This is a genomic window from Paenibacillus sp. FSL L8-0340 (assembly GCF_038593145.1).
Taxonomy (GTDB): Bacteria; Bacillota; Bacilli; order Paenibacillales; family Paenibacillaceae; genus Paenibacillus_AQ.
This window is the reverse complement of the sequence record NZ_CP151967.1, coordinates 3,213,632-3,225,920: the sequence shown is the minus strand read 5'-3', so window position 1 is coordinate 3,225,920 and position 12,289 is coordinate 3,213,632. Positions and strand designations below refer to the sequence as shown.

Genomic DNA, 12,289 nt, shown 5'->3' with positions numbered 1-12,289 from the left:
CGGAAGTCCAAATATTCACTGTAGTTGCGACTGGTCCTGAAATCTAAAACCACAAGTTCAATCTATATAGTTTCAGTGTGTACAAGGCAAAGGTTATTGATTAACTACAGGAATCTTAAGCTTGATCTCCGATAGTCCCTCTTCCTCTGATCCAGTCTTAATTAACAGCTCCATAGACCTTGGGTTATCCAAAAGATTGCTGCTGAGCAGATAACTAAAACCCTCATCCGTCCCGCCCCCGGAGTACGAGAGAAGCTGATCCACATCCTTTTTCGTCTCAGAGGCAATTTCCGTTCCTCTGATCGCCACAAACAATTTGTCTCTTATCTGCCATTGATCACGCTCGTCCTCCTTCATCGCCATATTCACCCTGGTCATTAACGGAGAGAATTCAACCTGGGTCAGCGTTATCTCATGCCCTTCAAGTGTAAAAGTCTTGTCGGGATATATGGTTTGGGTTGGATGCTCCTTAAACTTGGAAGCTAAAGTAAAACTGATTTTAAGACTGGGAGAATATTGTACATCTTCATAAGCAATTTCCGAATTGGGGTCCTCCATCATGCCAGGATCTACCAAAGCAATTTTAAAATCCGCTTCCAGCTGTTCAGGGAATGGCTTGTTACGGTCGAGGTCGAACGTGCTCCGCCCGATGAATTTACTGTAACTCTTCACACCCGGTCCCCTAAAATGGCTGGCCACCCGCATCGTATCTTTCAAATAACTGTTCGTTGCCTTGTCTTCAAGTTTTGCACTATTTATACTGTGAATCTCTTTAGCGTTATCTGTGGTAGCCGTGTATAGCATAATAAGCTTATTCTCGTCCGCAGTAACGGCGTTCAAGGTCACCGTAAACCCTTCGCTGCTCACCGATTTGTTGATCTTTTGAATATATCCGTTTCTAAGTGCGGAATAGACGGTTTCGTCGTCGACATCAAATGAAGAAAGATCTTTGAAATCCTCCAGCCCTGTCCAGTCGATTCTTTGCAACGGCCGGGCCGTTTGCGGCTCTGACTGGATATAGGGAAGAACAAACAGCAGAATGGCGACCGCAGCAGCTGCGGCAAATCCCATGAATGTGCTTCTGGAGAATAAAGCCATCTTGCTTTTTCGCTTACCCCTCTCAAGCCCCTTTTGAACCGCAAATCTTATCGCGCTGCTCTGCTGCTCCAATTCCACTTCTACCTGCTGGTGCATCTGAACCGCGTTTGACAGCAATTCCTCTTCTTCCTTGTTACTGATCATTCCAGTCACCCCGATTCCTGATAATCGTCCTAAGCTGCTTAAGCCCTTTATGCTGCCAGGTTTTGATTGTCCCTTCCGGCTTATTCAACAATTCCGCAATCTCGGTCAACGTCATGTCATTGTAGTATTTAAGCAGCAGCACATGACGGTACTTGGGTTTCACTTGTTCAAGTGCCCAGAGCATTTCCATCCTGCTGGTATTATGCATTGTAACGGGCTCCTGCATTTGTTCGTCCGCTGTCGGAACACTGCGCTTGCGTCTTCTCTGCTCATCTATGCAGACATATATCAGAATCCGGATGATCCAAGATTTAAATGCCTTGGGATCTTTCAGCGTTTTCCGCTTGATCCAGGCCCGGCAGGTCATTTCCTGTACCGCTTCCAGCGCATCGTTCCGGTTGCCCAAATAACTGTAAGCTATACGATACAGCTGCTCGCTATGCTCTATCACAGTGTCATAGAACACAGATTCTTCCCGCGACACTGTACTGCTAACCCTCTTCATCTCTACCCCGGACATCGTCATCTTTCCTCCTCCTTCCCCCTTACCTTACATAGTTAAGACGGGGAGAGCGCGCAAACAGTTTTCTTAAATTGTAATTTATCCTTTGCTTCAGTCCGCAAAGTGAATATTGACAAAAAAAAGCCGTAACCCAGCCTTTCAGCGGGACTACGACTTTAAGATAATTGTATATTACAGCACCCAGTTTCCTTTGCGGAACACGGGTTCAATGGTACCATCCGCCAGTTCACCGTCGATATCAAGCTCAGCTGAGCCGACCATGAAATCAACATGCGTTAAACTTACATTGGCGCCTTTCGCCAGCAATTCTTTACTGCTAAGTCCAACGCCGCCTTCAATATTAACAGGGTAGGCACTGCCCAGTGCAAAATGGCAGGAAGCATTCTCATCGATGCCTGTATTATAGAATACCCGGCTCATACGGGAAATTGGTGAGTCGTGCTGCACCAGGGCCACTTCGCCCAGATAGGAAGCACCTTCATCCGTTTCCAGAAGTGAAGTCAGATGCTCACGCCCGGACTCGGCATCGTATGCGGTAACCTTGCCGTTTGTAAAAGTAACGGTGATGCCATCCACTAGACGCCCGTTCAAATTCAAAGGAAGGGTACTGGCCACTGTGCCGTTGACGCCTGTGCGACGCGGCATCGTATAGATTTCTTCCGTAGGCATGTTCGCTACGAAGTATACTCCGCTGCCATTCTCCCCGCCGCCACCGCGCCACAAATGGCCTTCAGGCAGCTCCACATGCAGGTCCGTGCCGGGGGCGCGGTAATGCAGGCTTTTGTAGCGCTTGGCATTCATCCGGTCCTGGCTTTGCTTCAGTTGGGCAATATGCTCCCGCCAGGCAGCAACAGGGTCCTCACTGCCTACGCGGTTCATCTGGAATACCGCTTTCCACATCGCTTCCACTCGTTTTTCTGCTGGAAGATCGGCAAATACCTTATCCGCCCATGCACGCGTCGGCGCTTTGATGAGGGACCAGCTGATTTTATTGTTCCGGGTATAGTTCTGATATTTCTTCCGCGCCACTGCAGCAGCCTTGACGGCTGTTGATACTTTCGAGGAATCAATGCCGCGGAACAGCTCCGGATCGGGTACTTTAATATGTAAGATTGCTCCACCCTCTTCGGCAAAACCCTCCAGCATATCCGCATGCCATTGCGGGTAATAACCAAAAGAGTCTTCGGGAGCCTTTTCGTAACGGATGCGCGTAACCGCCTCATCATCCCAGTCAACCATGACGTATTTAGCACCGGCCTCATAGGCTTTGCCTACGATCAGGCGCGTAAGCTCGGCTGTCTCCAGGGGAGAATGGATCATCAGCACTTGTCCAGGCTGTACATTTACTCCGACCTTCACAACGAGGTCCGCATATTTCTCCAGCATCACTTCAAAATCCTTCATGACTTCTTTTCCTCCATATCCAAGATTGCTGTAGTTCTACAAATCCAAACGAACTGCTCTTGTTATTTTAACGCAAATTGATCCACGTTGCGATTCTTTATGATTTGACCTCTACTGTTGTTCATTCCCCACCAGTTTACCAGAGTAAGTACCGGATTCGTCAGACTGTATCCTAATAAGCGCCCTGCCAATTTCAGTATGATTACTGTAGGCAGTAAGGGTCAGTTCACACTCCCTATTCTTGCTGGGTAATGGCGACCAATAAATCGTATCTCCGGATGCAATGGCCGTCTTTGTTCCGAGCTCATGCACCATATAATCCGGCGGAGTCCAGCGAAGAAAACTGCCCTCTGTTGTCTGCAGCCTGATTTCATCCGCGCCGTCAGCCGTGATCTGTATCGGAAATCCCGGCGACCTGCTGTTGGTCACACGATAGTCCCCGATGGGGAACTTAATTTCCGGCTGTACCTGTTGCGGCTCACCGTTTGCGGCATACACCGTTACCGCGAAGATGTCTGACAGGAAGGGGCGTTGACCCGGCTGGCGCTGGCCGTTACTCTGGATCAGAAACAAACTAAGCAGTGAAAGAAGAACCAGCGCTGCGGTGATGATGGATACGGCAGGTTGTAGTCTATAACGACGGGTTAGCACAGGCTTACCTGTATCCGATTCAGCTTTTTCCTGAACGGCTTTCTTCACTATCCTCTCTGCAAGTTCTGTTGAAGCCGTAATCTTCCTCATCCCATTCACATATTTATTCATCCTCCATCCCTCCCATTACGGCTTTCAGCCGCTCTCTTGCACGCTTCAGCTGCGTGCGGACTGTACCTTCTTTATACTGCAGCATTGCGGCGATCTCTGCCGTGCTGTAATTTTCGAAATAATAGAGATGAATGACTATCCGGTATTTGACGGGAAGCTTCAGCACTGCTGATACCACCTCCCGCTCCTCCGCTTCAGGTATGGGCAATTCCGGTCTTTCCAGAGCAGAGATGTACCTTTTCCATGGGCTTCGCAGCATGTCCTTACACCGGTTAATAGTGACTCTTATCATCCATGCCCGTTCATGATCCTGATCTGCAAACTCAGGATGATGCTGGAACAGTCTGATAAAAACATCCTGGCAAATATCCTGCGCATCAGCCATATTCCTGACATAAGCTAAGGCAAGCCGCAGTACCATGTCTGAATGTTTCCGGACCATTTCAGTTATGTATTTCTCAGTGCAGGGCAATTGTTTCTCCAATCCGTCTCCCCCCTTCACTGATAACACGCCGGAACCAGCGAATATGTTTCACTTCTTCACAAAAAAACGGCCCCATGCAGGAGCCGCTGTCTGTTTCTCATAGATAGGGCAAAGGGTTCTTTTAACCGGTGCAACATCAGTGACTATTTTTTATCCACCTGCAACAAGGTCACGGTCTTCACAGCGTAAGTATGCTGAATCTTTTCTTCTGCGATGATATTCAGTTTGGTCAGACTGGCCACCTTTGCCGGATCGGTCTTTGAGAGCAGACGCCAAACCTCCGGGTCGGACAACGTGTTGTACAGCTTTTCATCATCATATTCCTTGCGGTTCTGCGTGACAAGCTTAACCTTGTAGCTGCCAATCACTGCCTCCGTCTCCCCGAGTTCACTGCAGTAAGACAAAATATCCTGCCGCAGCTCGGCCAGTTCCTTCTCAAGCTCCTTTTGTTTTGTTTTGAGTTTATAATACTGCTGAACCTTCTTCTCCATCATTGCTCACGCTCCTCTCCAAACATATGTATGCCGGATGAGGCCAATAAATAAGTTGAGCCCTATTCCATAAACTTCTATAATAAAATAGATTCTGCTGCAGTGATTCCGCCAGTAAGCAACGTCTAACAGCAAGGGTATCTTCATGTGCGGGTAAGCTCAGTAAACTAACAAAATGGCAGGTGAACCATGTTTCAATCGTATCTATTTCCGATCTCTTACGCCTTTATGACCTTTCCTGTAGCGGCGCTGTTCTTCACGCTGCCTTTTCTCATTGTTCAATACCGGAAGCATGGATATATCAACAAGATCAGGGCAGTTGTTCTTTATTTGCTGCTGCTCTATCTGCTGAACGCCTTATATCTCATCATGCTGCCGATGCCGGCGTCCCGGCACAACCTGCCCCCTTCGGGCAATACAATTCAGCATATCCCACTGCAATTTATTCAGGAGATTCTGAAAGAAGGCAATTTTTCCGTTCAGCAACCCTCAAGTTATCTGGCATTACTGCGCGAGCCTGCATTTCTTCAGACCATGTTCAACATCGTCTTGACGATTCCCTTCGGCTTGTTCCTGGGCTACTACTTCCGCACCAGGTGGGTGGTGTGCATTCTGCTGTCCTTTTCGCTCTCATTGCTGTTCGAGGTCACACAGATCACCGGCATTTACGGTATCTTTGATTATCCTTACCGTATCTTTGATGTCGACGACCTGATCACCAATACGCTTGGCGGGATGATCGGATTCAGAATTGCCTTGTGGATTTCAGGATTGCTCCCAAAGATCGAACAGCTCGACAACCACGAGGATCTGGCGGCCAAAAGAGTCACCTTCACCCGACGCAGCATCGCATTTATGCTGGATGCCTTCGTATGGCTGACCGGGCTCACTCTGCTGAATGCTTTGTCTGTATCAGGAGCATTCTGGATATCAACCAGTGTCTTCTGTCTGCTGGTGCCCTGTCTGGCCGGAGGAAGAACACTTGGCAAATGGATTGTGCGCATCCGCATAAGCACTCAAGGGGAACGGCTCCGGCTATGGATGCTGATCACCAGATACTTGCTGCTGTATGGGCTCCTGATTGGAATGAACCGCCTAATTCTTGTTTCTTCTCAGCTCGACGGTCTGACTCCTGCCCTAGCAACAGTTGTTCGTATTGCTGTATTTCTAGGGGATATGGCCTTCATTGTTCATCTATTTATCGGAATCTTTAAGAAAAAACGAGTGTTGTTCTATGAGAACATAAGCCAGACCTGCAATGTAATTACATGGCCGGAGAAGCCGCAGGAATCCGCTAAGGATGTTACAGATTCAGTTGTCAATTAAGAGAGTTGTTCATGAATAGCTAAAGAGGCCATGTTCCCCTTACCGGGGACGCACGGCCTCTTTGCCTTTTGAAAGTATAATATAATTAGGAATCCAGTTCCTTAATCGTCAGCACCACCGGACAATGGTCGCTTCCGAGGACATTACACTCGATACCGGCCTCCACCAGCTGCGGAGCCATCCGTGATGAAGCCAGGAAATAATCAATCCGCCAGCCGACATTGCGCTCTCTGATCTTCGGCATATAGGACCACCAGCTATACGCCCCTTCTGTGTCAGGGTAAAAATATCTAAAGGTATCCACAAAACCCGAGTCAAGCAACGTCGTCATTTTACCGCGCTCTTCATCGGTAAATCCTGAATTCCCCCGGTTGGATTTCGCATTTTTCAAATCAATATCCTGATGGGCGACGTTGAGGTCACCGCAGACTACAACCGGTTTATGCTGATCCAGCGCCAGCAGATAATTGCGGAACCGGTCCTCCCATTCCATTCTATATCCCAGACGGGTCAAATCCCGTTTGGCATTCGGAGTATATACATTTACGAGATAGAAACCGGCAAATTCCAAAGTAATAATCCGGCCTTCCGGCTCTGTATCCTCCTCTATTCCATATCGTACGGAGAGCGGTTTGATTCTGGTAAAGACCGCCGTTCCCGAATACCCCTTCTTAAGGGCATAATTCCAATATTGCATATATTCCTCACCCTGCTCCAGGACAATTTGCCCCTCCTGCAGCTTTGTTTCCTGCACACAGAAGATGTCTGCGCCGCTTTCCTTAAAGAAATCGTTAAAGCCTTTGTTCACACAAGCTCTCAGACCATTTACATTCCAGGACACCAGCTTTATCATCGTCATTCTCCTTACATTTCACTAGAATTATCCCCAGTGTAACATATTATAAGCTGTTTAGAGTTGCTAGGCATGATACAATAACTGGGCTTGCTTCTTCCAATCTACTAAAATACGCGGGGGTTCATATAAGTGATGAATATACCAAAACTGCTACGCAGCTTTAACTTTTTATATTTTGCCCTGCTCGCCATGTTCATTCCCTTTCTTCCGGTCTACCTGGATAATCAGGGTCTGAGTCCGGCACAAATCGGATTCGTTGTCGGCACCGGCGGTTTCATAACGATAGTCGCCCAGCCGCTATGGGGAATGATCAGTGACCGGACCAAAACAATCCGCAAAGTACTGCTGTTCCTGCTGCTGTGCTCCGCCATTGTCGGCTACCTGCTGTATATCTCAAGCAGTTACAGCCAACTGATTCTGTTCGCTATGCTGCTCTACTTTTTCCTAATGCCGATTGATCCGTTGACAGAAAGCCTCAATTTCCGTATCGCCGAGTCTTCCGGGATCAGCTACGGCTCGATCCGCACCTATGGAGCGCTCGGTTATGGTATCATGGCGCTGCTGACCGGATATGTAATGTATTATTTTGGCGCACAAGGTCTAGGACTGCTGTTTGCCGGCAGCAGTCTGCTAGGCTTCCTGGTCAGCTGGAACATGCCGGATGCCCCGGTTACCGGGAAACCGGTCACCCTGGACAGTCTCAAGCATTTCCTCTCCAACAAAGAAACGCTGTTATTTCTGCTGCTGGTCTTTGTCAGCTCTGTACCGGCAAGAATGAACGATACTTTTCTGGGGGTATATATTATTGATCTGGGCGGAGGATCGGCGTTGGTGGGACAGTCATTTTTCCTTGCGGCAATAAGCGAAATCCTTGTCTTTGCCTTGAGCTTCTGGTGGCTGCGCAAAGGCAAAGAGCTGATTATCATCGCTTTTGCGGGAGCCTTCTATTTCCTTCGTTTCTTTATTTCTGCCTGGGTTACCGATCCGCAGCTGCTCACTTACCTGCAGGTTCTGCAGTTGCTCACATTTCCCGTCTTCTACTCGGCGGCTATCCAGTACTTGTACAGCATTGTACCGGAGGAATGGCGGGCTACGGGCCAGACAGTGCTGGCACTTCTGTTCTTTGGGGTGTCGGGCATCCTGGCCTCATATGCGGGAGGTGCCATTTATGACAGGTTCGGGGGAAAAACGTTCTTTTTATGCGTATCAGCAATGTCCTTTACCGGCATGATCTTTGGCCTCATTCTTTACCGGATTTATGGTAGAAATAGCCGTAAGGGAGAACATGCAGCAACTCTATAAGACCGGATGCCGCGTCAGCGCTAAGGAGTATCAATATAATCTGGAGAGCACAATGATTGGAATAATGATCCGTTCGCGGAACGTTCTAAATTGTGCTAATCTCTTAAGTCATTCGCTGCTGCATTAATAGAAACGGAGAATATAATGTTCTATCATTGGAAAGCAGAGCTGCCTCTGATTTCTAATGTAATGCCAGAGTATCCCGCCCATGCTCTCTCATTTCACTCCCCCTGCTAACATCCCTGGACGTTCAACGGCCAGGGATGTTTTGCGCGCTATAAGATAAACAGATTACATACTGCTTGTTCTTAGAACTCCCCTTCAGGCATAGGTCCCGTATATATGGATTGCGGACGAAAAATACGGTTGTTGGCGGCTTGCTCCAGAATATGCGAGGTCCAACCCACAATTCTGCCGGACGTAAACGTAGGGGTGAAGATCTCCGGGTCCAGTTCCAGTGCCTGCAGGATCGCGGCAGCATAGAACTCAACGTTAGTGAACAACCGGCGTCCCGGTTTGAATTCCTCAAGCAGGCGGATCGCCGTATGCTCGACATGAATCGCCACATCAAAGGAAGGATCCTTGCCGATCATTTCCTCGGTAGCAATCTTGAGCGCTTCGGCGCGGGGATCTTTGGTCTTGTAAATGCGATGACCGAAGCCCATAATCTTGCCACCTTTATCCAGAACCTCACGGATCCATGGCTCAGCCCGCTCCTTCGTTCCAATATCCGCCAGCATCGAGATGACTTCGGAGGGTGCTCCGCCATGCAGCGGACCTTTCATCGCCCCAATGGCACCACATACGGCTGCACACATATCAGATTCAGTGGAGAGAACCACGCGTCCGGCAAAAGTCGAGGCATTCATTCCATGCTCCATGCAAAGAATCAAATACGCACTTAGTGCCTGCACATGGGCTTCCTCCGGAATTTGTCCATTCAGCATATACAAATAATTAGCGGCATGCCCAAGCTCTGGAAGCGGCTCCACAATAGGCAGTCCTTTTAACCTGCGGTATCTGTAAGCAATAATCGTTGGCAATAGCGCAGTTAACCGCACGGCTTGCCGGAGCGTCGGCGGCCATGTTGCATTCCCCTGCTCCCCTAAAGCAGCTACTGTGCTTTGCAGAACCAGCATCATCGGAACCGAAGCCGGGAGCAGATCAACAATTCTGCACAGATACTCCGGCATCGCTCTGGCCGCTGCCATTTCCAGCTTCAACATCTCCAGTTCCTCCGAACTTGGCAGCTGGCCATTCCACAGCAAATAAGCTACTTCTTCGTAACTTCGGCTTATTGCAAGTTCTTTCGCCCAATATCCGCGGTAAACCAAATAACCCTTTTCTCCGTCTACCAAACCAATTTCTGTTTCTCCAGCCACTACGCCTTCCAACCCGCTTACTGTTGCCATTGCACTTAACCCCTTTTCCGATCCAATAGGAATTGAACACTATATTAGGAGTATATGCTGTAAACCCCATATTGCATATTTATAGTTTTTTATGAATACATAAAAATAATTTATCAGGTTAATGGATCGCAGGCTGCCCGATAAGCTGCTTCAGCTTGGATTCTGTATTTGAAGCTCCTGCGGGGGTATAGATGCTGCAGCGCAGATCCGTGCTTCCGTGAACCTGAAGTGAGGTTAGATGAAACAGCATCTTACCGGCTTTGGCATGGCGGAATTCGAGCACCACATCGGGAGCTGAGCTAACTTGGCTCTCCTCCCAAAGTGCTTGAAACGCAGGATGTTTGCCCTTCATCTCCGCAATAAAATCATCATACCAGTGATCCTCAACATACTGCCCGTAGTACGCCCGGAAAATAGCCAGATAACCCCTGACGAATTGTTCCCAGTTCACGGCAAGCCGCTGAAATTCCTTGCGTTCGAACAAGAGGCGGATCATGTTCCGTTCTTCTTGCGGCAACGACGCAAAATCCAGAAAAACATGCGCCGCCGCTTCATTCCAGCCGACGATGCCGCAGCGCCGGTCCGAAATAAGGGTCGGGCAGGTGGTAAGCTCCTGCAGAATTTTCTGTAGTGGCGGGCTGATGACGGAAACCTCCACCTGCTCAAATGGCATACTTCCGGGACCATTCTCAAGGGCCAACGCGAATAAATAGCTTCGCTCATCCTTGGTCAGCTGCAGTGCGGAGGCAATGCAATCCAGCACAGAGGCCGATACTTTGATATCACGTCCCTGTTCCAGCCAGGTATACCATGTGCTGCTGACTCCGGCAAGTTGCGCTACCTCCTCTCTGCGGAGCCCGGGTGTTCGTCTGCGCGTCCCTTCCGGCAAGCCTGCGTCAGCGGGAGAGATCGCCGCCCGGCGTGATTTTAAGAAATCTGATAATGCCTGAAGCCTCGTCTGATTGGACAATATCTGTTCCTGCCTTTCTGAAACCGTCCTATAAATAGTAGTAATTATACTAGTATAAACTACAACTTGTAATAGGATAAGTAAAGTGGAAAAATACTAGTATAACCCCTATATACAAGGATGGAGGAAGACAATTATGGAACGCGTTGTAATTACCGGGATGGGCTTGATCTCACCGCTCGGCAACACTGTAGAGCAATTCTGGAGCCGCCTGACTGCAGGCGAATCGGGAGTTTCCGAAATAACTTCATTTGATCCCTCACATTTCAAATCCAAAATTGCCGCTGAGGTGCGGGACTTCGATCCTGAGGGCAGATTCGGCCGCAAGGAAACCCGCCGGATGGACCGGTTCACCCAATTTGCACTGGCTGCCGCCGAAGATGCGTGGGCGCATTCCGGTCTTCAGCGGGATCAGATTGACAGAGAACGGCTTGCTGTATATGTAGGTTCCGGGGTAGGCGGCATTCATACCTTGATGGAGCAAGGGGATATACTGCGGACACGGGGACCGGAACGAGTCAGTCCCACCTTGATACCCATGCTGATCTCTAACATGGCGGCTGCGACGATCAGCATTAAGCTGGGAGCGTTGGGTCCTACTCTCTCCCCGGTCACCGCCTGTTCAATCGGCAATACGGCGATCGGAGAAGCGTTCCGGTTAATCCGTTACGGCGGGGCTGATTGTGTAATTGCCGGAGGCTCCGAGGCGGCGGTCAGCGAGATTTCGTTAGCCAGCTTCGGAAACGCCACTTCCTTATCTACCTGCAACGATGAGCCCGCGAGAGCCAGCCGCCCGTTTGACGGCAGGCGTGACGGGTTCGTTATCGGCGAAGGCGGCGCGATTATCATTCTGGAATCACTCTCCCACGCCTTGCGCAGAAATGCCGTGATTCATGGAGAAGTCATCGGTTATGGCGCCAGCTCTGATGCTTATCACATGGTAGCCACCCATCCGGAAGGCATCGGTGCTTATCAGGCGATGAAGCTTGCACTCCGCGAAGCGGGAATCAAGCCGGAGGAAGTGGATGTTATCAGCGCCCATGCAACCAGCACCATTATCGGGGACCGCTCGGAAACATTGGCGATTAAGAAGCTGTTCGGGGAAGCGGCTTACCGCATTCCGGTTACCGCCAACAAGTCGATGACCGGCCACACGCTTGGAGCTGCCGGCGGGCTGGAAGCCATCGCTCTGATTCAAAGCCTGAGTAGCGGCATCATTCCGCCTACCATCAATCAGGAAACCCCTGATGAAGTATGCGACCTGGATTATGTGCCTAATATTGCCCGCAAAGGCGAGCTCAAGATTGGAATCTCCAATTCTTTTGGTTTTGGCGGCCATAATGCCGTTATTGCCCTAAGCAAGTACGACAATGGATAACGTAATCCGACCTGCAAGTGGAAACGGCTTCGCCGCCCTCCGCCCTCATAAGGACGGTGTCCGTTTCAGAGAGAGATTGAAGGATAATATATTGCATGAAGCAAATAAATGCTTATATTTTCAAAAAAAGGCTCCAGCT

12 protein-coding genes are annotated in these 12,289 nt (G+C 49.4%); 3 read left to right on the top strand and 9 right to left on the bottom strand.

The genetic code is table 11. The annotated features are described in order from the left end of the window. Positions 1–93: 93 nt before the first annotated feature. From NST07_RS14425 to NST07_RS14400, 6 genes are all read right to left on the bottom strand, one after another. Positions 94–1,242, bottom strand: a complete 1,149-nt coding sequence (locus NST07_RS14425; protein WP_341092617.1) for a DUF4179 domain-containing protein — start codon at positions 1,240–1,242, stop codon at positions 94–96. Continuing rightward, positions 1,232–1,768: a sigma-70 family RNA polymerase sigma factor gene (locus NST07_RS14420; RefSeq protein WP_038590939.1), complete on the bottom strand. Its 537-nt coding sequence runs from the start codon at positions 1,766–1,768 to the stop codon at positions 1,232–1,234. The genes NST07_RS14425 and NST07_RS14420 overlap by 11 nt, the downstream gene beginning before the upstream one ends. 168 nt (positions 1,769–1,936) lie before the next feature. Next, on the bottom strand, positions 1,937–3,169 hold the full coding sequence (locus tag NST07_RS14415; protein WP_341092613.1) for an aminopeptidase: 1,233 nt from the start codon (positions 3,167–3,169) through the stop codon (positions 1,937–1,939). 111 nt (positions 3,170–3,280) lie between these two features. Continuing rightward, positions 3,281–3,931, bottom strand: a complete 651-nt coding sequence (locus NST07_RS14410; protein WP_342481766.1) for a hypothetical protein — start codon at positions 3,929–3,931, stop codon at positions 3,281–3,283. Continuing rightward, positions 3,924–4,415 (bottom strand): sigma-70 family RNA polymerase sigma factor, encoded by a 492-nt coding sequence (locus NST07_RS14405; RefSeq protein ID WP_342481765.1) that lies wholly within the window; start codon positions 4,413–4,415, stop codon positions 3,924–3,926. The genes NST07_RS14410 and NST07_RS14405 overlap by 8 nt, the downstream gene beginning before the upstream one ends. 143 nt (positions 4,416–4,558) lie before the next feature. Further along, positions 4,559–4,906: a hypothetical protein gene (locus NST07_RS14400; protein WP_342481950.1), complete on the bottom strand. Its 348-nt coding sequence runs from the start codon at positions 4,904–4,906 to the stop codon at positions 4,559–4,561. Between the two features lie 189 nt (positions 4,907–5,095). On the opposite strand from NST07_RS14400, the gene NST07_RS14395 reads away from it, so the two are divergent. Next, positions 5,096–6,232 (top strand): VanZ family protein, encoded by a 1,137-nt coding sequence (locus NST07_RS14395; RefSeq protein ID WP_341092607.1) that lies wholly within the window; start codon positions 5,096–5,098, stop codon positions 6,230–6,232. 85 nt (positions 6,233–6,317) lie between these two features. Here NST07_RS14395 and NST07_RS14390 read toward each other — a convergent pair whose 3' ends face one another. Then, positions 6,318–7,082, bottom strand: coding sequence for an exodeoxyribonuclease III (locus tag NST07_RS14390; RefSeq protein ID WP_342481949.1), 765 nt, complete (start codon positions 7,080–7,082; stop codon positions 6,318–6,320). Positions 7,083–7,220: 138 nt separating this feature from the next. Here NST07_RS14390 and NST07_RS14385 point away from each other — a divergent pair, with 138 nt between their 5' ends. Beyond that, on the top strand, positions 7,221–8,390 hold the full coding sequence (locus NST07_RS14385; RefSeq protein WP_341092606.1) for an MFS transporter: 1,170 nt from the start codon (positions 7,221–7,223) through the stop codon (positions 8,388–8,390). Positions 8,391–8,698: 308 nt separating this feature from the next. Here NST07_RS14385 and NST07_RS14380 read toward each other — a convergent pair whose 3' ends face one another. After that, positions 8,699–9,802 carry a citrate synthase/methylcitrate synthase gene (locus tag NST07_RS14380; protein ID WP_341092604.1) on the bottom strand — a complete coding sequence of 368 codons (1,104 nt, stop codon included), beginning with the start codon at positions 9,800–9,802 and terminating at the stop codon, positions 8,699–8,701. Positions 9,803–9,920: 118 nt separating this feature from the next. Beyond that, positions 9,921–10,772, bottom strand: a complete 852-nt coding sequence (locus NST07_RS14375; RefSeq protein WP_341092602.1) for a helix-turn-helix transcriptional regulator — start codon at positions 10,770–10,772, stop codon at positions 9,921–9,923. 136 nt (positions 10,773–10,908) lie between these two features. On the opposite strand from NST07_RS14375, the gene fabF reads away from it, so the two are divergent. Then, entirely contained in the window at positions 10,909–12,150 is a 1,242-nt protein-coding gene (gene fabF, locus NST07_RS14370) for a beta-ketoacyl-ACP synthase II (RefSeq protein ID WP_342481764.1), read from the top strand. Positions 12,151–12,289 lie beyond the last annotated feature (139 nt).